Below are 25,294 nucleotides of genomic sequence, written 5' to 3'. Positions count from 1 at the left end.
TAACAGGTGATTAGTTCACTTTAGTAAAGCGGCCTTCAATTTTTGCCGAGATAGTACCTGCTGTGGATTTCGCATTAATGTATGTGATCGTAGCGTCAAGATCTACAGGACCAGCTTCACGGTTTGTTCCTTTCAAAAGCACCGTGTAACCGTCGCCGCCTGTTGCCATAAAATCGTTCACGACAATCGTATAGGCTGCTGCGTCATCTAGAACAGTGCCATCTGCTTTCTTGATTTCAACAATCTTTTGGCCGTCTGGCTTGCTATCGTCATACTTATATGTGAAACCGGAAATTTGGCCAATCTTCGGGCTTGTTCCTGCCCATTGCTGATTCATCAGTTCTTTCATTTGCGCGCCAGTCAGCGTCATCTTAATGAGCACATTGCCGAAAGGCTGTACGGAGAACATGTTTCCGTAAGTGACATTTCCTTGTGGAAGATCATTACGGATTCCGCCCGAATTCATGAATGCAAAGTCCGCTTTCATTACTTCGCGCATGCCATCGGCAATTAGGTTTCCTAGCGCTGATTCGCCGGAAGCGTTAGTTGTACGTGTAATGGCAGCATCCGTTTTAGTAACCGGTGCGTTCATAACTGGAGCGTTCAGCTCTTGGTACGATTTGATCATTTGTGCAATTTCTGCATCCGGGGTAACGCCTTCGCGTTTCACTTCGACGACTTCGCCTTTAGCGGAAATAACGTTATGCGTTGCACGATCGATAACTAGATCCACATCAGAGAATGCCGTACCATAAGAAAAGGCTTCAATGACAAGCTTGCCGTCGATCATTTTGTTCAGGCCGCCATGGTTGTGGCCTGCGAAGATAACGTCTACATCATCATCGACGTTGTTAGCCAGATCGACAACTTCGCCAGTTGGAGCGTCGGCTTTGCCATCGAATGGATCATGCGCCAAAATAACGATGGTGTGCACGCCTTTCGCTTGCAGCTCTTTCACAGCTTTGTTAACCGCTGGAGCTTGCTCGATAAAGTTAAGACCTTTAATGCTTTCAGCTTTTACGACAGAAGGCGTAATGTTCGTTACGACCCCGATAAAACCGACTTTAACTCCGCCAACTTCAAGTACTTTGTAGGCGTCAAGCAGCGGTTTGCCGTTTGCATCCACTACGTTTGCAGCGACATAAGGGAAGTTTGCACCTGCGAAATCCTTGCCCGTTTTCGGGTTTTTGCCTCCGTTGATTAAGCGGAGTGCTTCAGCTGCGCCAGCGTCAAACTCGTGGTTGCCGAGTGTGCCGATATCGAAGCCGAGACGGTTCAAGAAATCGATCGTCGGCTCATCCTGCAGCATCGCGGATACCGGTGCGCTAGCACCAACCGCATCGCCAGCATGCACAAGCAGCGTGTTCGGATTCAAAGCTTCGCGTTGTTTCAAATATGTGGCCAAATAATCCGCGCCTCCGAGTGTCGACACGACTTTGCCTGCTGCATCTTTTACATCTTTTTTGTAATCCAATTGTCCGTGGAAATCGTTAATGCCCAGCAATTGTACCGAAATATCGCTGATCAGCGTATGAACGACTTTCGCCGCTTCTGCACGAGTCGATGACGCTTTAGGGACAAACTTGCCTTCGCCGCGTCCGTTCATAACCCCGCGGTCAACGACGATATTCACGCCAGCTTTTGCCCAAGCACTAATTTGAGCATCGTCGGCCATTTTTTTGCTTTCCGCTACGATCGTCTCTTTGCCTGCTTTGAGTTTCAATGCGTTGCTTGCCATTACCGCCATTTGCTCACGCGTAATTTTGTCGTTCGGAGCAAATTTTCCTTTGGAAACTCCGTTAACCAAGCCGTTCTCGCTTGCCGCTGCAACGGATTCCGCATACCATGCAGTCGCTGGAACATCGGTGAACGAGCTTTTGCTTTTCGCAGTCAATTTCAAAGCTTTCACGAGCAGTGTCGCGAATTCCGCGCGGGTAACGTTCGTGTTTGGCTCGAAAGTGGTATCGGTTTTGCCTGTAACGATTTGTTTTGCAACCAGCTCATTAATGGCAGGGGAAGCCCAGTGAGAAGCTGGTACATCAGTAAATAGCTTGTTCAGGTCGAGGGAGAAGATGCCGAAGCCCTTTTCATCGACTTTATCCAAGTAACGGATGTTGTTCGTCGTTTTTGCATACTCCGCCGCTTTTGGAGATGAAATGAATGTAACCTTTACATCGCCCATAACTGGAGCAATCGACCAGTTGTTATCGATCGATGGGTTGATTTGCTTATTCGTGCTAATGTAATCCATTAAGATTTGACGATTTTCGTCGGGTGCGTCAATAATATATTTGCTTCCTTTAACGCCCGGGAAGTTGCCGCCGCCGCCAGCGCGGTAATTGTTAGTAATAACGATAAAGTCTTGATTTGGATCTACCGGCTTGCCTTTGTAGTTTAACTTAATGATCCGGCTGGAAGCTGCATCATTAATCGTACCATCAACTTTATATTTAGCTGGTTTCGTAACGTCTACTTGGTAAGTTACGCCATCGATCACGTCAAAGTTATACACTTGGAATGAAGGATTAAGCAGTTGTTGCTCTTCCGATTTGCTTGGATCGATTTGATTGAATTTGCCAGCAGACATTTCCAGCCATTCTTTCACAACAGAACCCTTAACCATGATCGCTTTAAGCGTGTTGTCGTAGAGATAGAGATCGCCTGCACTCTTAATCGCGAGCGGGCCGGCTTTAATTTCTGTGAATTCCTCAACGCCATTGCGTCCCGCCTTGAATGGAGCGCCTACGGACAAGATTGGCGTGTCCTTGTATTCCGGCAGGTTTTTCTTAATATAGTTTTCAACATACCATTTCTGTGCGTTCGTTACGATCTGAACAGAAGGATCGTCTTGTACGAGCGCAAAATAGCTGTGAATCGGCGCTGTTGTTGTTCCAATCGGATTGTTTGCGTATTTAATCGTTGCTTCGTGATCACCGTTCACGGCGTCGATGATCGCTTGATCGATTTCAACAAGCGGTTTTTTCGCTGCGCTATCGTAAATCGCTTTCGTAGAAGACTGGGAGCCAGCAACTTTCCAATTTCCGTCCTGTTTCTCTAGCGACAAATCGATAATTCCTAGATTGCTTCCGCCGTATCCAGCTTGGACGGCAGGCACTCCATTAATCGTGCCCTTCGCATTGTCAACGCTTGCATATACTTTGCCAGAAGCATCCTTAAATAAAGCGTCGAGCGATTTCTCGTCAACTGCAGGGAATACTTTATGAGTATGAGAGAATGTAATTGCATCAATACCAGACACCTTGCTTAGAAGCAGTACAGCATCCTCAGCGTTAGTATTTGCTTGAGAGTTGCCATTAAAGCCCGTGTGCGCCATAGCAATAATAATGTCTGCGCCTTCCGCTCTCATTTTAGGTACAAATTTCTCAGCAGTTGCGGCAATATCCTTCGTAATGACTTTGCCTTCAAGCCAAGTTTTATCCCACTGTGTAATTTGCGGAGGTACAAAGCCGATAACACCGATTTTCAGCGTCTGCTCCTGACCGGATTCATCAACGACTTTTTTCGTAATAATTTTGTAGGGCTCAAAGCGGTTCACATCGTTATCCGGATTCGAGTCCTTATCATCGATATATACGTTTGCGCTCACATAAGGGAAATTGGCGCCTTTAAGAGCGTTGTCCAAATAGTCTAATCCATAGTTGAACTCATGGTTGCCTAGGGTAGCAACGTCGTAGTCAAGTTGATTCATGGCCTTATAGACGGGATGAATCTCTTTGTCTTTAATTGGAGCTACGACTGCCTTGTAAGTGCCAAGCGGCGTGCCTTGAATAAGGTCACCGTTGTCAACAAGGAATGTGTTCTTTGATTCTGCTCTAGCCGCTTTAATCAGATTTGAAGTTCTAGCAAATCCGACCGTATTGGAAACGGCATCCTTGTAATAATCGTACGGCACAAGATTGGTGTGAATGTCTGTTGTTTCCATAATTCTGAGTTTCACGCTGGACCCGGCATCCGCTGCTGCTGCGAACATACCGTTAAACGGCATCGACAGCACGAATAAAGTCAATGATGAGACAGCGAGCTTTCGTAAACCCTTTTTCCCCTTAAGCTGACCTTCTTGCATTCTACCAATCTTCCTCTCATGTCATAAATGTTAACATAAACATATTAGAGCAGAAGCTACTAAATTCCAATACTATATTTTCGAAATTTAATAGAACCAAGCTAATAATAATGTATATTTTGAAAAAAGAACAAGAACAAAAAATGGAAGGATTTATAACGAAAAGCGTTCCACTTAGCAGCTTGTTTATGTTATTTTTATAGGAACAAAACCATTTCATAGAGAAGAAGGAGTGAAACGTATGACAACGCAAACAAAAGACTGGATTTTGCACTCCGTCATTTTTAACTTAAAGCATGAACAGGGCTCTGCGGAGGAACAGCAGTTTTTGGAGGATGGGGAGCGGATTCTTACTTCGATTCCGTCTGTTAAGAACTTCCAAGTGTATAAGCAAGTAAGCGGGAAAAACGATTATCGCCATGGCTTCGCAATGGAATTTGCAAATCAGGCTGATTACGATGCTTATAACGAGCATCCGCTGCATGTGCAGTTTGTAAATGAACGTTGGGTGACAGAAGTAGAAAAGTTTCTTGAAATCGATTACGCGAAGTAGGGCATTCCATTGAAGATTTAGCTGAAACGACATATAATGAGCGGTATAGATTACACATTTTCGAACAAATACGAACATAATGGGAAGAGGGACTAACGGATGAAAAAGCTTAGAGTGCTTCAGCAGTTGACGGATGCCGGCGTCGTGGCGGTATTGCGTGCGGACTCGCCTGAGGAAGTTGTGGAAATGTCACGCCGTGCAATTAAGGGCGGTATCAAAGCGATTGAAATTACGATGACAGTGCCATTTGCGCTGCGTGCCATCGAGCAATTATCCAAAGAGTATTCAAGCTCCGTATCACCTGATGCTGACAACTTTGCTATTATCGGCGTCGGCACAGTACTAGATCCAGAAACGGCACGCGCTGCTATATTGGCAGGGGCGGAATATGTCGTTTCTCCAGCACTTAATCCGGATACGATCAAGCTTTGCAATCGCTATGCGGTTCCTATTTTGCCGGGTACAATGACCATTCACGAAATTCAAACGGCATTGGAGCTGGGCGTTGATATCGTGAAGCTGTTCCCAGGAAATCTATATTCACCAAGTGTCATTCCTTCTATTAAAGGACCGTTGCCGCAGGCTAACGTTATGCCAACCGGCGGCGTATCGCTCGACAATCTAAAGGACTGGATCAAAGCGGGCGCGGTAGCGGTCGGTATCGGATCCGATCTAACGAAGGACGCTGTAAAAACGGGCGACTTCTCGCTCATTGAGAAGAAAGCCGCAGCTTATATCGCAGCATACCGCGAAGCAAAAGGACTTTAATCAAATACCTGACGGAGGCTGCCTCTGTCAGGTTCTTTTTTTTGAAATGTAAAAAAGGATATCATTTTCTCATAGTTACGTTACTAGTTAAGAGGGGGAAATCCAGCCAATGCTGAAACGTGAGCAAATTCGAATTCGTGATCCTTACATACTCGTAAATGAGCAAGAGCAATGTTATTACCTATACGGTACAACGGATGAGAATGTATGGTCAGCTCCAGGGACGGGGTTCGATACGTACAAAAGCACTGATCTTGAGAATTGGGACGGGCCTTATCCAGCCTTCAGGCCGGAGCCGGATTTTTGGTCGGATCATCATTTTTGGGCGCCTGAAGTGTATGTTTTCGATGACAGCTACTATATGTTTGCTTCATTTAAGTCAGAGGATAAGAGGCGCGCAACACAGGTTTTAATAGCGGACAGCCCTCTTGGGCCTTTTGTCCCGCTTACAGATAAGCCCGTAACTCCATCGGAGTGGGAATGTCTTGACGGTACGCTGCATATCGAAGCGAATGGAACGCCATGGATGGTATTTTGCCAAGAGTGGGTGCAGGTGAATGATGGTAAAATGTGCGCCATTCCATTAACAGCAGATTTAAAGGAAGCGGCTGGAGAGCCGATCACGCTTTTCTCCGCATCGGAAGCAGCTTGGGCAACTCCTTTTGGCGATGATCATAACAACTATATAACAGACGGCCCATATCTATATCGTAATCAAGCAGGCGAGCTGCTCATGCTTTGGTCAAGCGGTTCGAAAAATGGCTACGCTATTGGGATCGCACGTTCAGCCAGCGGAACGATTGAAGGGCCATGGACGCAGGATGCGGAGACGCTTTTCCCGCAGGATGGCGGACACGGCATGTTATTCCGCTCATTGGAAGGACAGCTTATGCTTGCCATGCACGCACCAAATAATGAGCCGGATGAAAGAGCTGTATTTATTGAAATTGAAGAGAAGAACGGTACGCTGCAGCGAAAAGAATAACGAAGAAAAATAGGCAGCTCATGACAAGCCAGAGGCGATGTTTGCTTTAATCACAGGCGTTGCTAGGTCGAAAGGCTTAGACTTCTTTCCTATAGAAGTATATGATCAATACATATGGAATTTTAGTGTAACGGTCATATTCATAATCATGATGGGATGGGTAGTATGAGATCTACTATTATTGAGGACATGCTAACGATAGTCTCAGCAAACATTTATAATTCGGCTACACAAGTAATGAGCACGGCCTATACGATGATACCGGCAAACACGTTTTGCATCGCTATAAATGATAGAATGACAACAACAGTCTTGAGGTCGTACAATCGCGACTACATGATTTTGGATGAAGGCTTAGTCGTTGACAACGAAGAGTCCTATTGTCATTTGGTCATTGAAAAGTCAGAAGGGCCATTAATTATTAATAATAATTTGACACATCCGCTCACGCGGGATATGGATGCAACGAAGCTGGTCGGCGGTTGTTCTTTCATGGGAGTTCAGATCGTCAAAAAAAGTGGAGAAGTATACGGCTCCCTTTGCGCCTTTGACCATAACTTCTATGCTTACGACGAGAAGGAAGTAGCATTCATGTCATCGTTAGCTGCTTTTTTTGCCAATGTTCTAGAATTGGAAGACGCAGCCATGGCACTGCAGGAAGCTCATCATAAGATTTGTGATTTGGCTGAGGAGAAATCCAACCTGCTTGCCGTGATGAGTCATGAGATCCGCACTCCTCTAAATGGTATCATCGGAATGATCGATCTGCTCCAGTCCACTGAGCTGACCGAGGAGCAGCGTCAATATATTAAAATTACACAGTCCAGCGGTGATTCATTGCTCGCTGTGCTAAATGATATTTTATCGTATGCCAAAATCGATTCCGATCAATCAGAGCTCGTTCATCTCCCGCTTGACCTGCGCTCATGCGTCAAACAAGTTCAAGAGCTGCTCGGTCCGGATGCTGCCAAAAAAGGCATTAAGCTTCATGCGGAAGTCTGTCCTACTATACCGGATATGGTTAGGACCGATGCTACGAAAATTCAGCAAATCATGATTAATCTAATCAGCAATGCAATCAAATTCACAAATACTGGCGATGTAACCCTTTCTGTGGAGCAGCATTCTTCAGATTCAAGCTATCCTTTAATGCTTGTAAAGGTTAGAGATACTGGAATCGGTATTTGTGCGGAGAAGCTGGACATGCTTTTTAAACCATTCTCTCAATTGCATACACCTGAGCGCAGCTTTGAATACAGCGGTACAGGGCTCGGGCTATCTATCTGTAAGAAACTTGCTGAGCAAATGGCAGGCCGGATATGGCTGATGGAATCCAATGAGCGCGGCTCATGCTTTGTATTAGAACTCCCTCTTATGACTGAAGAAGCGTATGTTTAGCGTGAGCAGTAAGTTCAGCAAAAGCGCAGTCCTTATAACCAATTTGGGAGCTTTGCTTGATTCTGATCAGGAATAGCGTTATAACAGAAACAGGGTCAAAAAAGAGAAAACACAATTGATTAAAGGAGTCGTTCAATTAATGGATTATCGTATTGAGAAGGACACAATGGGCGAGATTCAGGTTCCTGCGGATAAGCTATGGGGCGCACAAACGCAACGCAGCTTGCAAAACTTCAAAATTAGCGGTGAGCGCATGCCGATCGAAGTGGTGTATGCGATGGCTTATATTAAAAAAGCAGCCGCGCAAGCCAACGAGAAGCTTGGCGTTTTGGATGCAGCAAAATCAGCGATTATTGGTGAAGCGGTAGACGAAATCGTTTCAGGCAAATGGGATGAGCATTTTCCATTAGTCGTATGGCAAACAGGCAGCGGCACGCAAACGAACATGAACGTGAATGAGGTTATTGCTAACCGTGCGAATAACTTGCTTGCAGAACGCGGAAGCGAAGTGCGCATCCACCCGAATGATGATGTTAACCGCTCACAAAGCTCGAATGATACATTCCCTGCAGCGATGCATATTGCTGGCGTAATTGCGCTCGAGGATCGCTTGCTTCCATCTCTTGATCTACTGAATGGCACGCTTCGCGCGAAAGCGGAGAAGTTTAACGATATTGTGAAAATCGGGCGTACTCATCTTCAAGATGCTACACCAATTACGCTGGGCCAAGAAATAAGCGGCTGGTATTCCATGCTGGACAGAACGCGCGCTATGCTAGTTCAAAGCGTAGAAACGATGCGCGATCTAGCGCTTGGCGGTACGGCAGTTGGTACGGGCCTTAACGCTCACCCTGACTTTGCAGTTGCAGTGGCGCAAGAAGTAACGGCGCTTACGGGCAAAACATTTGTAACGGCAGAGAACAAATTCCACTCGCTTACAAGCCACGACCAAATCGTATACACGCATGGTGCCGTAAAAGCGCTGGCGGCTGATTTGATGAAAATCGCAAACGATGTAAGATGGCTGGCAAGCGGTCCTCGCTGCGGCATCGGTGAAATTTCGATTCCAGAGAACGAGCCGGGCAGCTCGATTATGCCAGGTAAAGTTAATCCAACGCAAAGCGAAGCTTTGACGATGGCAGTATGCCAAGTGATTGGCAATGATACGGCTATTTCGATGGCAGCAAGCCAAGGAAACTTCGAGCTAAACGTATTCAAACCAGTTATCATTTATAACTTCCTGCAATCAGTAGCCCTTCTTGCTGATGGCATGGTTTCATTCAACGACAACTGCGCGGTTGGCATCGAGCCAAACGAAGCCGTTATCAAACGTAATCTGGATCAGTCGCTGATGCTGGTCACAGCGCTTAATCCGCATATCGGCTACGAGAATGCGGCTGCCATTGCCAAAAACGCACACAAAAAAGGACTAACATTGAAGGAGTCGGCTATCGCGAGCGGCTTGCTAACTTCAGAGCAATTCGATGAATTTGTTCGTCCCGAGAACATGATCGGAAAGCGTTAATAAACAGCGAAATAAGAAAGGATCAGCTCTTGTCTCATGGGACAAGGTGCTGATTCTTTTTGCTGTACAGAGGTTCATGTTATGATATGGGCTTTTTATGGTATGATACGAGGGGCTGCAATCGCAGCAATACTATTCCAAAAAAGTAGGTTTGTCTCATGCATTTATTGTCTGTAGAACATATAACGAAGAGCTATGGCGAGAAGCTATTGTTCGAAAATGTAACATTTGGCGTAGAGGATGGCGACAAAGTCGGCATCATTGGTGTGAACGGCACGGGGAAATCCACCTTTCTTAAGGTGATTGCGGGCCTAGAACAAGCTGACTCAGGCACAGTGTCGATCGGCAATCGGGTAACGGTTAGAATGCTGGCGCAGGACCCGGTATTTGCTCCGAACGAAACGACTCTGGAGCATGTGCTTGGCGGAGATTCTCCACAGCTAAGAGCTGTGCAGGCTTATGCTGCTGCAATGGAAGCGATTGAGCTTAATCCAAGCGATGCAGCGCTGCAAGACAAGCTGATTAAGGCAAACCAGCTTATGGATGAATTTGATGCATGGCAGCTGGAGAGCGATGCGAAGATGGCGCTGTCGAAGCTAGGCATTAATGATTTTGAAGCGAAGGTAGAGACGTTGTCCGGCGGCCAGCGCAAGCGTGTCGCTATGGCTGCTGCTTTATTGCTTCCTTCAGATGTGCTCATTCTGGATGAGCCTACGAACCATATCGATAATGATTCCGTGGCTTGGCTCGAAGGCATGCTGCAAAAACGCAGAGGCGCATTGCTCATGATTACGCATGATCGGTATTTCCTTGATCGTGTCAGTAACCGCGTCATCGAGCTCGATAAAGGCCAAGCCCATTTCTATCAAGCAAACTACAGTCGTTTCCTTGAGCTGAAGCTGGACCGCGAGGAGCGGGAAGCTTCGACGGAATCGAAGCGTCAAAATTTGCTGCGCAATGAACTCGCGTGGATCAGGCGAGGGGCAAAAGCAAGATCAACGAAGCAAAAGGCGCGTATCGATCGCTTTGAGGCGCTTAAGGCAGATGCACCGAAGCAAGCGGGCGGGAAGATGGACGTTTCGGTAGCTTCGACTAGGCTTGGCCGGAAAATCCTTGAAATGGCAAATGTGAAAAAAAGCTTTGGTGATCGGACGCTTATTCGCGATTTCAGCTATATTGCCGTTCCAGAGGACCGAGTAGGCATCGTCGGACGCAACGGAAGCGGGAAATCAACGCTAATGAAGCTGATTACAGGGCAATTAACGCCAGATGAAGGAACCGTGGACCTTGGTACAACAGTCAAGCTGGGCTGGTTCTCGCAAGAGCATGAAGAGATGGATCAGTCTTTGCGGGTGATCGAATATATTCGCGAGGGCGCTGAGCAAGTAAAGACGGCTGATGGCTCGACCATATCGGCGGGACAAATGCTGGAGCGTTTCCTATTCTCCCCTACGATGCAGTGGACACCAATTTCGAAGCTGTCCGGCGGAGAGAAGCGCCGCTTGCAGCTATTGCGCGTGTTAATGAATGCACCGAATGTGCTGCTGCTCGATGAGCCGACAAATGACTTGGATATCTCAACACTTACAGTGCTGGAGGATTATCTCGACGATTTCCCGGGCGTTGTGTTCGTTGTCTCTCATGATCGTTATTTCCTTGATCGGACAGTAGACAAGATTATCGCGTTCGAGGGCAATGGCGTGATTGCACATCACACCGGCAACTATTCGGATTACCAAGCGTTTGTTGAGAAATATGGCTCTGGAACTACGCCAACAGCGGTTGCAGCCGACACAGCCGTTGCAAAAGCGGCTTCGAGCGCAGAGGTGAAAAGTACAGAAGCGGCTGCGAAACCCGCGGTTAAGGGACGTACACTCAAAATGTCCTACAAGGATCAAAAGGACTTTGAGCAAATCGATGGCTGGATTGAGGCTGCGGAAACCGAGATCAGCGAAATCGCCTCACGCATGGAAGCTGCAAGCAGCGATTCTGCTCGTCTCCTAGAGCTGGCAGCAGAGCAGCAGCAGCTGGAAGAAAAGCTGGAGAAGCTAATGGACCGCTGGGCAGAACTGAATGAATTGGCTGAGCAAATCGCTGCCCAGAAGTAAACGAAACCGATTTAACCTAATTGAAATAGAAAGGCGGCATTGTTCATGAGCAGCAATGAGATTCGTAATATTTATTGTATCGGTCGAAATTATAAACTTCACGCTTTGGAGCTTGGCAATGAGGTGCCTGATAAGCCGCTCGTGTTTACAAAGCCGTCGCATGCCATTGTTTCAATGGCAGGCAACACTGTAGATCTTCCCGGTAATGTAGGCGAGGTGCACTTTGAGCTTGAAATCGTACTGCGGATTGGCCGTGCTTATGAGCCGGGCATCGATCCAGAACTATGCATTGACGGCATGGCGCTTGGTTTGGACTTAACGCTTCGTGACGTTCAGTCCAAGCTGAAGGCTAAGGGACAGCCATGGCTTGCGGCCAAAGGGTTTAAAAACTCAGCTCCGCTTGGTGAATGGCTTCCTTACCCAGGTGCAGCGGCTCTTGCTGAAAACGAGTTTGTGCTCTTGCGAAATGGCGAAGAGGCGCAGCGCGGCAAAGCCAGCGATATGTTATTCAGCGTATCGGAGCTGATTCAATTCGTAGGAGAGCATTATGGGCTTGGCGCCGGCGATCTTCTATTCACAGGAACGCCAGCAGGGGTGGCTGCTTTGCATGACGGTGACCAGCTGCAAGCATTATGGGCAGGCACAGCTGTAGGCAGCTGCAGCGTAAAGCTTGTATAAGATCAATTGAATATCATTTCGCGTCAGCGAGTTTGTTTAGCGAACATCCATAGATTTGTATGAAAAGACAGTTCTTCCCTACTTGGAAGAACTGTTTTTTTATGCAACAATTTATTTAGGGGAGTGTGAGCGAAGGATGAAAGTCGTATGGATTGAGGATGAGCAGCAGCTGCTTCAGGAATGCGCTGATTATTTGCGGAAAGAATCGGTTGAGGTTTATGGCGCTTCCTCATTGACCGAAGCGGAGCCGCTCATTAAGCAGATGAATCCGGATTTGCTGCTAGTAGATTGGATGCTGCCCGGTGGAGTAAGTGGAATAGACATTTGCAAGCGTAATGAAAAAGAGTGGAAGCTGCCCTTAATTATGGTTACAGCCAAGGGTGATGAATTCGATAAGGTGCTGGCACTGGAGCTTGGCGCGGACGATTATTTGACGAAGCCGTTTGGGCTTCGTGAACTAAGTGCGAGAATTAAAGCGGTTATGCGTAGAGCAAGCAAGCATGGCGAGCCATCCCTTCCTGCGCCTGATGAATCGATTATTTATAGAGGACCGCTCATGCTCGATCAGCAGCGCTTCACAGCTGTGCTCAATGAGCACAAACTTGACTTGACCCGTACTGAATTTTTACTGCTTTGGAAGCTCGCGGCAAATCCAGGCAGAGTGTTTACACGAACACATTTGATGGATGAGGCGCTTGGCGATAGTTTTCTCGGTTATGAGCGAACGCTCGATTCACATATTCGCAATTTGAGGCGTAAGCTGGAAGGCGGGGATGAGAAGCGTGAGCTCATTCAAACCGTGTATGGAGTTGGCTATCGTTTTACAGAGGAAGTACTGTGAAGAGCTATAGCAGTACAAGCATGCAGCGTGAGAAGCTTAGATTAGTTTACATATGTATGATTGCTGTCGTTGTTGCATTTATTTGTACCTTATGGATGATGAACCGCATCGATCGGACTGAGCTTAAGAAGACGCAGCTGTTTTGGAATGGATACGCTAAGCTTTTTTATGAGTCGACGGGAAGCTGGATCGGTCTTGAGGATCGGCTTCAGCATGATCGTTACATGATTTCCGGATACAAATCGCTGTCCATTATCGTTTATGACAAAGATGCAATAACCGAGATAGCCACGCTGTTCATTAAGCGAAATACGGATAAAGACGCGCGGAAAATAGCCGTACTCTCAAATGGCTCGATTGTCGGGTATACGCAGGTATCGAATACAGCTCAGAAACTTATAAGTATGAGAATGGTATTGCCGCCGCTGTTGCTCGCTATGTTGATATACAGCATTGGATTATGGGTTATTCAACGCTCGCACAATGTTTCAAAACAAACGGAGCGGCGAATAGCGGCGTTAATTGGGGAGCGAGCCTCTTTATCAGCAAATAATCGTATAGACGGGGACAAGCAGCTCACGGATGCGCTCGATCAAATAGATGGGCTTGTGCAGCGCGTAGAACGCTTAGAAACGGTTAGGCGAACGATGGTAGCTGACATTGCTCATGAGCTTCGAACACCGATTGCAGTCATGCGGACGCAGCTGGACCATGCCATTCAGGAGGGACTGCCGCTGCCATTAGCGCGTACTGTATCGCTTCATGATGAGACGCTGCGTCTCACTAAATTAGTTCGAGATTTACAGGAGCTGTCGCTAGCGGAATCTGGCCATTTGTCCTTAAGCAAAAGCTGGTTTTCACTTACCGCGCTAGCAGCGGCGGTTGCTGAGACGCTTGTCGTTCAATCGGATGAACATACGATACAGGCAACGGTACATATGGAGCATGATATTCGTATTTATGCGGATGAAGCAAGGATCAGGCAAATTATTATTAATTTGATTGGGAATGCGCTGCAGCATGCACGCCATGAGCTGCGAATCGAGCTCAGCTTAGAAGCTGGATATGCGGAATTGACGATTATCGATGATGGTTTGGGAATTGAAGAGGAGGAGCTTGCTTTTGTTTTTGACCGCTTTTACAGAGGAGCTGGGCAAGCTAGAGCAAGCAAACGCGGCTCAGGACTGGGCCTTGGGCTCGCTATAGCGAAGCAATTCGCGCATGCCCACAGCGGAACGCTTGATGTGTCGAGCAGTTATGGCAAAGGAGCTGCGTTTACGTTAAGCCTCCCCATCATAAAAGACTAGCCATCTGCACAAGTTCTGCATATTTGCTCCATTAAGAATGCATATCGATTTGATAAAGTGATAGCATTCAATGGAACAAGGGGTGAGATTTGAAGAGATGATAAAGATAAAGGAATTATGTAAGACGTATGGCAAGGGAGAAGCAGCGGTCAGAGCGCTGAGGGACGTATCTTTTACAATTACTAAAGGAGAAATGGTATCCATTACGGGTGCCTCCGGTTGCGGCAAATCAACGCTGCTGCATATTATGGCTGGCATCGAGTCCAGCGATAAAGGTGAAGTATGGATTGGAGACGCGCCCATCCATTCACGGGAAGATGAAAAGATCGCTAAGCTGCGGCTTGCGAAGATGGGGTTCGTGTTTCAATCCTATCATCTCATACCGGTGCTGAATGCTTGGGAGAATACGGCGCTGCCGCTTATTGCCGCAGGCAGTGATGCCAATAAGGCCAAAGAGAGAGCGCTTGAAGCGCTCAAAGAGGTTGGGCTGTCTGATAAAGCTAAACAATATCCTAATCAACTATCGGGCGGTCAGAATCAACGAGTTGCTATCGCTAGAGCTATTGTGGGGAGACCCGATATCATTTGGGCAGATGAGCCCACAGGCGCGCTTGATACGGAAACGGCGGATCAAATCATTGGGATGCTGGAGATGCTCAATCGCCATTACAACACAACGATCGTTATTGTGACGCATGATCAACAAGTAGCTAACCGAACATCACGCACCATTCGATTGCAAAACGGACGTGTTATCCATGATGGGGGCGTTTCGTCATGCTAACGTCTAGTCTTGTATGGCGAATGGCGCTGAGTCATTTGAGAAAACAATGGAAGCAGACGTTGATCACGATAATGGCTGGAGCCATCGGGGCTATGCTGATCGCCATTAGTGCCGTAAATTATGAATCGGTCGAGCGAAGCGGGGCAGCTTGGATTGAGAAGCATCTAGGTCCGATCAACTGGAAGCTAACGCCGGAGAAGCTTAATTCTGACGCTTTCTCCGCGGAAGAGGCTGCATTTTTAGTAGACTTCTCACGAAAAAGCGACTATACGATTCTTCCCTATGTAAAGGCGGAAGCGGCTGTTTTTGCTGAGGCTGCAAATACGGGTGAGCAATCCATTCTGAAAAATATGCTGTTTATGGGCTTCTCCATGGAGGAAGCTGCTAGGTTTGATCCTGCCTATGAAAACTTATGGACAAATGGCTTGGCTGACGATGAGCTTATTATTAACCGTGACATAGCCAAGCTTCTGCATGTTGACGTCGGTGACGCGCTTAAGGTTACTGTCTCAGGCAAAGATGAGTTATTTCGCATTCGTTCGGTAGTAGAGCAGCGAGGACTCACTGGCTACCAAGAATATGGTGCATTTGCCGGTACCATAATCGGGACGGAGCAAGCTGTGCGTCAACTGTCTGGCCAAGCTGGAGATGGCTATGAAGCTATACTGGCGGGAAACTCTGATCCATCTGTAAACTTGGGCGGCATGTTTTTTGTTTCAGGCCAAACGTACAAAGTAGAGAATTTGAAAAGCAAATATAAAAATGAAGTTGATGATATGAACTATTCGATCATTATTGGCATGATCAGTATTGTAGCCGTTATATCGAGCATGCTGTTTATGCGGCAGGTGCTGGTCATGATTGGCGATTCCAGGCGGGAGATGTACGGCATTTTGCGAGCAATCGGATTCTCGCGAGACAATATATCTGCGATGTTCATGGTTGAAGCGCTCTTGCTGTCAGTAGCCAGTGCGATGCTTGGTACGCTGATTGGGTTGTCTGGCGGTTATGGATTGATTCAATTTTTTTATAGCTTCTATGCTGCGGACCTATCTCAAACGGCTGGTCTCGTTGTGCCGATTACAGCTCATGTTTCAATCCTAACAGCAGCAGCTGTATTCGCAGCAACCTTGTTATTCCTTCTTTTCATTTCTGGATTAACAGCTCGTAAAGCAAGCAGATTCAATATTGTTGAAGCGCTGCGAGGGCCTTCAGCGGACAGCGGGACCTTGCGAGCGAAAGGGTGGAAACGAACGCGAAACCGCGGTGTAATCGCTGCGGGTTTATCCGCTACTTGTGTTCATTTTATATTTGCATTTATCGATTCGCCTGAATTAACGAATGACAACATGCTTACCATTGTGCTTACTTGGATAGCATCCGTGTTTACAGTGTTATTTATCGCGCTTAATGGAGTGGGGAAAATGACTGTCCCGCTGCAAAAGCTGCTGCGGTTTATTGGTGTTCCGCCGATATCCATGCTCCTCGCTGTTAAATACCCGAATCAACATAAAGGACGAACGTACACAGCAGCACTTTTATTTGCACTTGTTATGATGTTGATTACATTTTTGGTTGGCATTACGCATCTTATACAAGCTAGCGGGAATGTTGATCGCATAAATCAAACCGTCTTAGGTTTTGGTGGTTATGCTGTATACCAATCTGAGCTGGAGAAGGATAAAATTGAAGCAGTTGCCGCTGCTGACCCGTTGATACAGGAGCATATGAAGGGGAAAGTTGTCGTGGAGCCTTATATGCTTAGCATGCAGGAGAACGGCATGGCTCAAGCTATTATACCCGTTACGAAGGAGCTCCTGCTTAATAACAACTTTGCATTAAATGCGCGATCGCCAGCGTTCTCAAGCGATGCTGAAGCATGGCAGGCTGTACTGAATGACCCTGCATATGTAATCCTGCCTGACTATTATAAAGAGAAGTTTCCTAAGCCATTATTGAATCTCAAGGCAGGCGATAAGATTACGCTTCCTGTATATAAGAGCAAGCTCCGATCGAGAGAAGAAGCTTGGGTTCCCGAACAGAAACGAGATTTCATTATCGCTGGTTTTTTAAATAACGACGCAGCTTCCGGGTTAATAGATTTCTATGGCACAACCTTGATGAACAAAAAAGTTGTAGATGAGCTTCGTCCGCTTGGTCACAAATGGCCCAACCAAACCGATCTTGGACTCGTTTTATTCCAATTTGATTATAAAAACATTAAGCTGGCTAAGGATTTGGAGGAAAGATTTGCACTTGAAGGCGTACTGGCCTTTCATGTACCTTATGTACAAAATACAGCGGAGCAATTGATTAATAAACAAATTGGCTATGGATTCATAGGCTTTACGGTTATATCCGCTCTTATTGGTTTGCTAGGGCTTGCGATTATATTGTTTAGAGCCGTGCGCGAGCGGAGCAAACAGATCGGAATGATGCGCTGCATCGGCGTTCCCGGCAAGTCCATATTTTGGATGCTGTTTATCGAAGGTTTTGTTATAAGCTTGATGGGTTTGTTGTCAGGCTTAGCGATCGGCCTTAGCGGGGTTCATATGTTTGTCGAGAGTGTGAAAGCGGATTTGAAAGGCGATAAGTCGGCCCTCCTATATGAGTATCCATTCGATATTGTTTTTCCCATTATAGCTGGCTTGCTGCTGGCCTCTCTGCTCATTAATATTACACCAGCAAGGGCAGCGCTCAAGCTCAAAGCGGTTGATGTTCTCAAAATGAGCAGTGATTAATAATGAATGTATCAGGCTAGAACACTAAGCAAATAAAGGAGCTTCGACAGTGAGAATACTGCCGAAGCTCCTTTTTGCATAGGACGTGCAACAATTATTTGCCATTAAAAGCGGTAAGCATCCATACATGCTTCTCAAGTGTCGTATGAATAGCAAGGAGCATGTCGGCTGTTGTTTCGTCGTCAGCCTTTTGTGCGGCCTCCATGCCGTCTTTCAGTTCACCGATTACGGTTGTAAAATCTTTAATCAATTGCTCAACCATCTGCGTCGCATCTTCTTTATTGGATGCTTCTTCAATGCTTGAGGTTTTTAAATAATCTTTCATGGTTGCGATAGGCGTACCCTTCACGGCAAGCAAGCGTTCAGCGATTTCATCGACATGAAGCGCAGCTTCTTCATAAAGCTCTTGGAATTTTGCATGCAAAGTGAAAAACTGGGATCCCTTTACGTACCAGTGATAATTGTGCAGCTTGATGTAAAGTACGCTCCAGTTGGCGATTTGGCGATTCAAATGTTGTTGTACAGTTGTAGGTGTTGTCATAATGATCATCCTTTCTGATGGTAGTTTGCGCTATTTGCAGTCAGTGAATACAAAAATGGAAAGGTTGATTGCAAATTCTAAATTAAATTAGACTAAATCCTTGTTTATAATTATTACAAACTAGAAGATGTCTGTCAATATGTATACACCATTTTGTTAGAGTTGAAACATCTTATTGGCATGGAAGCTCATTTTTCTTTTTATTATGGAGTAGAAGAGGCCACTGACGGGACAAAGTAGAGCGCTTACAAAATAATGATTGACAGAAATATACAGGATAAAATATAGTATGAATTATTAAATGAAACGTTTAATCAATTATTTATTGAATTCATATATTGCCTAATATAAACTCTTTGTTCATAAGTGTTTTACGTAGATGAAACGTTTAATTATTGTAAAGGTGGTTCGTCATGAGTCAGGAACGAATAACGATTAAAGATGTTGCTAAACGCGCAAAAGTATCGATTGCTACGGTATCCAACGTACTGAATGGAACAGGCAGAGTAGCGCCTAACACGGTTCAGTCGGTTCAAGCAGCTATCGCTGAGATGAACTTCACGCCAAGCATGTCCGCTCGCAATTTAAAGGATAAGAAATCATCCCTAATAGCGGTCATTGTCCCTTTCTTGGAGAAAGGCAGACTGCATGACAATCCGTTTTATTGGCAGCTTGTTACGGGAATTGAAGAAGGAGCGCGGAACGAGAAGCTGCATGTCCTTCTTGTTGGGGTAGAACCGGATGAAACCTTTTCGTTCGTTCGTGAACGCCATTTGGATGGTTTGATCATTATTGGCGTATTTGAGGGTTCACCGATATACGAGCGAATTTTAGAGTTGAATGTGCCTTGTGTGTTTATGGATAGCTATTTAAAAAACGATGAGCTGTACCAAGTAGGGCTGGATGATGAGCTTGGGGGTTATATCGGAACAAAACATCTGTTATCACTTGGACACCAGAACATCGCATTATTGACCGGGACACTGCTCGAAGAAGGCGTTAATCATAGACGGTGGCTCGGCTATAAGAGGGCGCTGAAAGAAGCAGGGATGACCTACCAAAGCGACCATGTTTTCGAGGTTCCTACCTCCTCCATTGGCGGTTATCGCACTGCATCTCAAATCGCTTCAAGAGGACAGGAGCTAACGGCTGTTTTCGCTTTATCGGATGTTCTCGCTATTGGACTAATTAAAGGCTTGCATGATCTCGGTATCGTTGTGCCGCGCGATGTGTCCGTAATGGGTTTTGACGATAATCAAAACAGCCATTATATGGTGCCCGGCTTAACGACCGTTCATCAGGATATTGTGCTCAAAGGACAGACGGCTGTGAAATTGCTAACTGCACAAATGGATAAGGATTCTGCTGTCGATCGAAAGGTCGTAATTGGAGTCGAGCTGACGATTAGGCAAAGCACAGCAGTAAAGAAATGAACAGAAGCAGCGCGATAAACAGCAATCTATGAAGGGGGTGATGCCAAACTTCTAGGAGCCTAGGTGAAATCATGCGTCTAAACGGAGGGTATTTTTTGAACTAGGCAATAAATCTGCATTTCAAAATAGTGGGGAGTGTTGAATGGATGAAGGTTATAGGGAAAAGGTTGGCTTTGTTCGTATTAGCAGCAGCACTTGTATTGCCGGCAATTAGTGTTAATCCAAGAGAAGCAGAGGCATTAACCGCATCGTCCGCGCTTAGTCCAGTTACGCCAAAGGATACGGTGTACCAAATTATTACGGATCGATTTTATGATGGCAACACAAGCAATAATATCCCTGCTGGCTCCTCCGCTGCTTTATTTGATGATGCGAATGGCGATGGCAAAGGGGATGGCAATGATTTAAAGCTTTATCAAGGCGGGGATTGGCAAGGGATTATCGACAAAATTCCTTATTTGAAAAATATGGGTGTAACAGCTGTTTGGATATCCGCACCCTACGAGAATAGAGATACAGTAATTGAGGATTACCAGCCTGGCGGCAGCATGAATAAATGGACGAGCTTTCATGGCTATCATGTTCGCAATTATTTTGCAACGAATCAGCATTTTGGGCTGATGAAGGACTTTGAGAATCTTCGTGATGCTCTCCATAATCAAGGGATGAAGCTGGTCATTGATTTTGTAACGAATCATACGAGCCGCTGGCAAAATCCGACTAACGGAAATTCTCCAGAAGACGGCAAGCTCTATGAGCCGGATAAAGACGCAAGCGGCAATTATGCCTTCAATGCTGCTGGCAACCCTTACGATTACAACAACGATGGCAAAATAGAAAACTTAATCGCTGATCCTAATAATGATGTAAACGGCTGGTTTCACGGATTAGGCGATCGCGCAGGCGACAATTCTCGTTATGGCTTCCGTCATAAGGAACTCGGCTCGCTTGCAGATTTCTCGCAAGAGAATGCCAATGTAGTTGCGCATTTGGAGAAGGCAGCGACGTTCTGGAAATCGAAGGGCGTTGATGGCTTCCGCCATGATGCAACGCTGCATATGAATCCAGCATTCACGAAAGGTTTGAAAGACGCCATTGACTCCGCTGCAGGCGGACCGCTCACTCATTTTGGTGAATTTTTTATTAGCAGACCTGACCCGAAATATGATGAATTCCGTACCTTCCCTGACCGTACGGGCGTGAATAATCTTGATTTTGAATTTTATCGTTCTGCAACAAATGCTTTCGGCAACTTCTCCGAGACGATGTCTACTTTCGGTAATATGCTGACACAAACGAGCGCCGATTATTCCTATGAGAATCAAGCAGTAACATTCCTCGACAACCACGACGTTACACGGTTCCGCTATATTCAATCGAACAATAAGCCTTATCACGCTGCTCTCGCAACGCTTATGACATCACGTGGAACACCAAATATTTATTATGGTACGGAGCAGTATTTGTCCTCCGCGGACAGCAGCGATATTGCTGGCCGTTCATTTATGCAGAAGGCGGCTGCTTTCGATGAGACGACAACGGCTTTCAAAGTAATCAAGAATCTATCGGCCTTGCGTCAGTCCAACGAAGCGATCGCTTATGGTACAACTTCCATTCTGTACAGCACAGATAATGTTCTCGTTTATCAGCGCCAGTTCTACGACAAGCAAGTAATTGTCGCTGTAAATAGACAGCCAGATATTTCGTATACGGTTCCTGCAATTAATACAACGTTGCCTGTAGGAACTTACACAGATGGATTGTCCGGCCTGCTAATGGGCGCGTCGAATACGGTTACGAGCGTATCAGGGCAAAATAAAATTTCCAGCTTCACGCTCTCAGGCGGCGAGGTTAACATTTTGGCGTACAATCCATCGCTTGGCACTACGGTTCCAAGAATCGGAGATGTTGTTTCTACCTCAGGACGCCCAGGCAATACCGTTTATATTTACGGAACGGGCTTGGGCGGCACGGCTACCGTGAAATTCGGTACGGTTGCTGCAACAATCGTATCTAACAATGATACGTTTATCGAAGCTGTCGTTCCAGCTGTAGCTGCCGGTTCACGCAGCATTACGGTTACGAAAGGAACAAATGTCAGCAATAGCTTTACTTACGAGGTACTGTCGGGTGATCAGGTACAGGTCATCTTTAAGGTCAATGCCACAACGACAGTTGGACAAAATATTCATATCGTCGGCAGCATTCCTGAGCTCGGCAGCTGGGATGCAGCTAAATCGACGGAAGCGATGATGAATCCGAACTATCCAGTATGGTTCCTGCCAGTAAGTGTGCCGAAAGGGACGACCTTCGAATTCAAGTTCATTAAGAAGGACAGTCTCGGCAATGTCATCTGGGAGAGTGGAACGAACCGCTCGTTTACTTCTCCTGCGAGTTCGACAGGCACGTCTGATACTGCCGTCTACAATTGGTCTTGATGTAAATCAGCAGCGCGGAATTCAAGCATAAAAAACCCCGACGGTTCAAGCAACCGTCGGGGTTTGATGTATTTGTGATTTTTTAAAATCGGATAGAGCAGGTTTTACTTTGCTTCCGCTTCCGCAAGCATGAAAATCGTCAATATAAACATGGCATGCGACCAAGTAAGCGGGACAACCCAAGCGGTTTCGCCGGTGTTTTTGTCTACTTGCTCTGGCAGGAGGCCGGTCTCCGTACGATGGTCCATCGCCCACTTCAGCAATTGCTTCGCTTCATCAATGCTGCCGGTTTGAATGCGATAGTGAGCAAGCCATAGTGTAGTGAGAATCCATGGGTTACCGCCAATATAGATATCGTCCTCATAGCGCTTAATGCCGCCGACGCCCGGAACAGTCAATGCAGCTTCAACTGCATCAGCAGTGCGGCGCATGGATTCATCGTCTGCCGCTACCGCTCCAAACGGTACAGCGATGCCAAGCAGGCTGATATCAATTACAGCATCATGATCGAGAACATGCTTCTTGTAGCCTTTATTGCCCTCAGTCACATAACCAGTTGAGCCAGCTGCCAAGGCTTGCTCGTATTTGCCTGCGTTTACCGTTAGGTCAACTCCGCGGTAGAATCTGCCGCCTTCCTCGTTCCAGCATAGCTCTTTGATTGCTGCTGAAATCCGCTCCGCAGCAGCCGTCCATTCCGCTGCAAGCTCAGGTTTGCCTGCTAGCTCGGCAAAGCTCGCTGCTGCCGTCAACCCGCCGTACACAGCGGCTGAGGAGTACGTATGCGATGCTTCACGCTCTTCCCACAGGTCGATGCTAGGCTTCGGCAAGCCGCTCTCTGCATCGAGGAAGCTCATCAGGAAGGATGCGCCTTTCTCTACAGCAGGCCATACCTGCTTAGCGAAGCCAGAATCCTTTTTCTCCAAATAATGCTGCCACATTCCCCAAAGAATCGACGAGCCTTCATCAATTTGCAAGCCCCATGACGGCGCTAAGCTGCCATCATGATAATGCCGCTGCTGCCATGAACCATCTGGCGATTGCGCAGAAAGCGTCCATGCATAGAAGCTGTCGGAGAGAGCGTCAAGACCTGCTTTATCAAGCGCAGTCGTAATGAATGCGGCATCTCGGCCCCAACAGTAGGAATAACCCCCGCAGCGCGTGAAATTTTCATCAAATTCTGGAGCAGCGATAATGCTTCCCGTTTGCTCATCGGACATGAGCTTGAACATAAGCAGGGATCGGTCATATAGATCTGAGATTTCGTTGTCGTCAATCGGACAAGGGGCAGCGGCAGTCAAAAATTCATGCCAGTAGGTTGTCGTTTCTTGAACCCATTCTGCGCTTGTTTTGCTTTTTGCAGTACGCATTTGTTGCAGTACGCTTTCTTCATCATGGCCGGCTGTTATATAGACGGGAATCGTTACGGATGCGCCTGCTGCAAGCTCATCGACGCGCCAGTTCAAGGCACCATCTGGCTTCATATCAATGTTATTGCCGTTCAACTCCCCATGCTGAACGTTATCCCAGTTGATTCCTGATTGATAACCAGTGCATACGTTTGCACTTGAAAGCGCAAAATAATACTTATGGCGGAAATGAACCAAGGAATCTTCAGCGGCATTAAACATCGTTGTGTTATATAGATTATTCTCGCTTACGAGAAAAGAAGAGTGAACGATAAACGAGAATGAAGCAGCTTGATTGCTGACGTTTGTGAACGTGTATTCACGAACGATAATATCTTGGCCGGGAACAGCAAAATGCATGCTGTCCACTTGAACGGGCTGTTGGTCAGTACGAGCATTCACTTGCAAAATGTTTGTTTTTGCAACATATGCCGTCTCATGAGTGAAGCCGTTCGTTTCTTCATCAAACCAGGAAACAGGGGATTGCGCCCACTGAATTCCTGTGCGGATAGCGTCTACATGCTGCGGCAAATCAATGTTCGGCCACCACAGGCGATACATTTTGCCTGTGCGGCCAAGCGATGCGAGAAACTTGGAATTGCCGATAATGGCATCCACTAAAAATGGTTTTTTATTTGACATGCTGTCAACTCCTCTTGGATACGGTTTGAATCGATGATTCGCGAACGATCAGCCTATGCGGAATAATCATTCTGTTCTGGTGTATGCTTTCTTCTTGTATAAGACGAATCAACATTTGTGATGCGGTATAGCCGAGCTGATAGGTTCCGATATCTATCGAGCTGATTGGCGGTGTTGCAAGTTCGGACAATGCAATGTTATTGAAACTTACGATGCTAAGATCATCAGGCACCTTGTACCCAAGCTCTGTCAGGCCGCGCAATACGCCGAATCCGACTACATCATCGATGACAACAAGGCCGCTAGGTCTTTCGGGCAGGCTCATCATAAATGACATGGCACGATAGCCGCTTTGCTGAAGAAACTCGCCTTCAACGATCCATTCGGATCGAACAGGCAAACCGGCTTCGGACATGGCTCTGCGGTAGCCTTCCATCCGGTCATGTGCAACGGTTAATGATGGCGGACCGCTAACAAAACCGATTCTTTCATGGCCTTGGACAATGAGATGCTGCGTCGCATCATAAGCTGCTTGCTCATTGTTATTATCGACTGATAATATATTAGGCCGATTTTCTGTGCGGCCTATTAATACTGTAGGAAACTTATGTTTGTCCAATAGGTCGATTAAAGGGTCATTTACCCGAGAGGATAACAAGATAACGCCGTCAACTCGTCTACCGAATACAAGACGTGATACGGTTTCCGTCTCGTCGCTTGGCGACGTCGCTGCGGTAAGCAGCATATCGTATCCCGCTCTTGTAGATTGCGTCAGTATTCCGCGAAGCAATTCACCGAAGAAAAAGTCCTGAAACAGCTCTTCAGCTGGTCGAGGCAGCATAATGGCTAAGGTTTGTGTTGTTTTTGATACCAGACTCTTCGCCATCACGTTAGGATGGTAGCCCATTTCTTCCATATACCGTTTGACCTTCTGAGAGGTTGCCTTGCTAATTCTAGGATGATTAGAGACGACTCTTGATACAGTGGAAGGAGATACCCCTGCAGCTTTTGCAATATCTTTAATGGTTACCATATTAAGTTGAACCCCCACCCGCGCAAACG

At 46.5% G+C, this 25,294-nt stretch carries 17 protein-coding genes; 13 read left to right on the top strand and 4 right to left on the bottom strand.

All coding sequences use genetic code 11. The annotated features are described in order from the left end of the window. Positions 1-10 precede the first annotated feature (10 nt). Entirely contained in the window at positions 11-4,084 is a 4,074-nt protein-coding gene (locus AB4Z45_RS04135; protein ID WP_441908028.1) for a bifunctional 2',3'-cyclic-nucleotide 2'-phosphodiesterase/3'-nucleotidase, read from the bottom strand. 241 nt (positions 4,085-4,325) lie between these two features. On the opposite strand from AB4Z45_RS04135, the gene AB4Z45_RS04130 reads away from it, so the two are divergent. From AB4Z45_RS04130 to AB4Z45_RS04080, 11 genes are all read left to right on the top strand, one after another. Next, positions 4,326-4,637: a Dabb family protein gene (locus AB4Z45_RS04130; protein ID WP_076268814.1), complete on the top strand. Its 312-nt coding sequence runs from the start codon at positions 4,326-4,328 to the stop codon at positions 4,635-4,637. Between the two features lie 99 nt (positions 4,638-4,736). After that, entirely contained in the window at positions 4,737-5,405 is a 669-nt protein-coding gene (locus AB4Z45_RS04125; RefSeq protein WP_076268815.1) for a bifunctional 2-keto-4-hydroxyglutarate aldolase/2-keto-3-deoxy-6-phosphogluconate aldolase, read from the top strand. Between the two features lie 109 nt (positions 5,406-5,514). After that, the gene (locus AB4Z45_RS04120) at positions 5,515-6,390 is read left to right on the top strand and encodes a glycoside hydrolase family 43 protein (protein WP_441908027.1); all 876 of its coding nucleotides are present in this window, start codon (positions 5,515-5,517) and stop codon (positions 6,388-6,390) included. 165 nt (positions 6,391-6,555) lie between these two features. Next, the gene (locus AB4Z45_RS04115) at positions 6,556-7,788 is read left to right on the top strand and encodes an ATP-binding protein (RefSeq protein ID WP_441908026.1); all 1,233 of its coding nucleotides are present in this window, start codon (positions 6,556-6,558) and stop codon (positions 7,786-7,788) included. Positions 7,789-7,927: 139 nt separating this feature from the next. Beyond that, a complete protein-coding gene (gene fumC / locus AB4Z45_RS04110; RefSeq protein WP_076268818.1) occupies positions 7,928-9,313 on the top strand; it encodes a class II fumarate hydratase in 1,386 nt (461 codons plus the stop codon). A gap of 158 nt (positions 9,314-9,471) precedes the next feature. Further along, positions 9,472-11,421 carry an ABC-F family ATP-binding cassette domain-containing protein gene (locus AB4Z45_RS04105; RefSeq protein ID WP_441908025.1) on the top strand — a complete coding sequence of 650 codons (1,950 nt, stop codon included), beginning with the start codon at positions 9,472-9,474 and terminating at the stop codon, positions 11,419-11,421. A 45-nt stretch (positions 11,422-11,466) separates the two neighbouring features. Next, complete coding sequence (locus AB4Z45_RS04100) at positions 11,467-12,099, top strand: fumarylacetoacetate hydrolase family protein (protein ID WP_441908024.1); 633 nt, start codon at positions 11,467-11,469, stop codon at positions 12,097-12,099. Between the two features lie 136 nt (positions 12,100-12,235). Continuing rightward, positions 12,236-12,940 carry a winged helix-turn-helix domain-containing protein gene (locus tag AB4Z45_RS04095; RefSeq protein ID WP_441908023.1) on the top strand — a complete coding sequence of 235 codons (705 nt, stop codon included), beginning with the start codon at positions 12,236-12,238 and terminating at the stop codon, positions 12,938-12,940. Continuing rightward, entirely contained in the window at positions 12,937-14,247 is a 1,311-nt protein-coding gene (locus AB4Z45_RS04090; RefSeq protein ID WP_441908022.1) for a sensor histidine kinase, read from the top strand. The genes AB4Z45_RS04095 and AB4Z45_RS04090 overlap by 4 nt, the downstream gene beginning before the upstream one ends. Before the next feature lie 97 nt (positions 14,248-14,344). Beyond that, positions 14,345-15,031 carry an ABC transporter ATP-binding protein gene (locus AB4Z45_RS04085; protein WP_441908021.1) on the top strand — a complete coding sequence of 229 codons (687 nt, stop codon included), beginning with the start codon at positions 14,345-14,347 and terminating at the stop codon, positions 15,029-15,031. Then, positions 15,025-17,772, top strand: a complete 2,748-nt coding sequence (locus tag AB4Z45_RS04080) for an ABC transporter permease (protein WP_441908020.1) — start codon at positions 15,025-15,027, stop codon at positions 17,770-17,772. Before AB4Z45_RS04085 ends, AB4Z45_RS04080 begins: the two co-directional genes overlap by 7 nt. A 94-nt stretch (positions 17,773-17,866) precedes the next feature. Here AB4Z45_RS04080 and AB4Z45_RS04075 read toward each other — a convergent pair whose 3' ends face one another. Continuing rightward, on the bottom strand, positions 17,867-18,313 hold the full coding sequence (locus tag AB4Z45_RS04075; protein ID WP_430055183.1) for a Dps family protein: 447 nt from the start codon (positions 18,311-18,313) through the stop codon (positions 17,867-17,869). Between the two features lie 413 nt (positions 18,314-18,726). On the opposite strand from AB4Z45_RS04075, the gene AB4Z45_RS04070 reads away from it, so the two are divergent. Both AB4Z45_RS04070 and AB4Z45_RS04065 read left to right on the top strand, forming a co-directional pair. Continuing rightward, entirely contained in the window at positions 18,727-19,746 is a 1,020-nt protein-coding gene (locus AB4Z45_RS04070) for a LacI family DNA-binding transcriptional regulator (protein ID WP_441908019.1), read from the top strand. 146 nt (positions 19,747-19,892) lie between these two features. Further along, the gene (locus tag AB4Z45_RS04065) at positions 19,893-22,184 is read left to right on the top strand and encodes an alpha-amylase family glycosyl hydrolase (RefSeq protein ID WP_441908018.1); all 2,292 of its coding nucleotides are present in this window, start codon (positions 19,893-19,895) and stop codon (positions 22,182-22,184) included. Positions 22,185-22,288: 104 nt separating this feature from the next. On the opposite strand, the gene AB4Z45_RS04060 is transcribed toward AB4Z45_RS04065, so the two are convergent. Continuing rightward, positions 22,289-24,232: a glycoside hydrolase family 15 protein gene (locus AB4Z45_RS04060; RefSeq protein ID WP_441908017.1), complete on the bottom strand. Its 1,944-nt coding sequence runs from the start codon at positions 24,230-24,232 to the stop codon at positions 22,289-22,291. 4 nt (positions 24,233-24,236) lie between these two features. Continuing rightward, positions 24,237-25,265: a LacI family DNA-binding transcriptional regulator gene (locus tag AB4Z45_RS04055; protein ID WP_076268828.1), complete on the bottom strand. Its 1,029-nt coding sequence runs from the start codon at positions 25,263-25,265 to the stop codon at positions 24,237-24,239. Positions 25,266-25,294 lie beyond the last annotated feature (29 nt).

The sequence above is a fragment of the Paenibacillus sp. MCAF9 genome, from assembly GCF_052114265.1.
Taxonomy (GTDB): domain Bacteria; phylum Bacillota; class Bacilli; order Paenibacillales; family Paenibacillaceae; genus Pristimantibacillus.
This window is presented reverse-complemented; position numbering and strand designations above follow the sequence as displayed.